This is a genomic window from Mesorhizobium sp. M2A.F.Ca.ET.039.01.1.1 (genome assembly GCF_003998035.1).
GTDB lineage: Bacteria > Pseudomonadota > Alphaproteobacteria > Rhizobiales > Rhizobiaceae > Mesorhizobium.
The window spans coordinates 1-432 of record NZ_RZRY01001552.1; the positions used below are offsets into that span (position 1 = coordinate 1).

Genomic DNA, 432 nt, shown 5'->3' on the forward strand with positions numbered 1-432 from the left:
CCAATGTCCGGCAAGTCGCGGCCGAAGCCTGTGAACATAATTCAGATAGATTCCAGTGCTTTGCCGGCGCTGGCCGCTTTCACGCTTGCCCGTTCGAGCATCGAGGCGTCTTCGCCGAAGGCGCGGGTGGCGCGGGCGGCGGCCTCGAGCAGGGGCGCGGTCATGCGCCGCAGAAAGGCCGCGTCCACGCGCGTTCTCGGCCCGGCCAGGGTGAGCGCGCCGAGAAGGGTCCGTCCGGGGCCGAAGACAGGCGCCGAGACGCCAGCCGTCTCGGGATCGCGATCGCCCACCGACAAGTGATGATAGTCTTCGCGGATGGTCTCATAGGGCTCGCCCGGCTCGCCCGAAAATGCCGCGAGCACGCGGCCGCCGGAGCCGGCCAGCAAGGGCAGCACGTCGCCCTCGCGGATCGTGTAGCGGATCGGATGCTTG

At 69.0% G+C, this 432-nt stretch carries 1 pseudogene; it reads right to left on the reverse strand.

Annotation, left to right across the window (positions count from 1 at the left end):
- Nucleotides 1-41 precede the first annotated feature (41 nt).
- Nucleotides 42-432: pseudogene (locus EOA24_RS40880) on the reverse strand (IclR family transcriptional regulator C-terminal domain-containing protein); the annotation flags it as partial.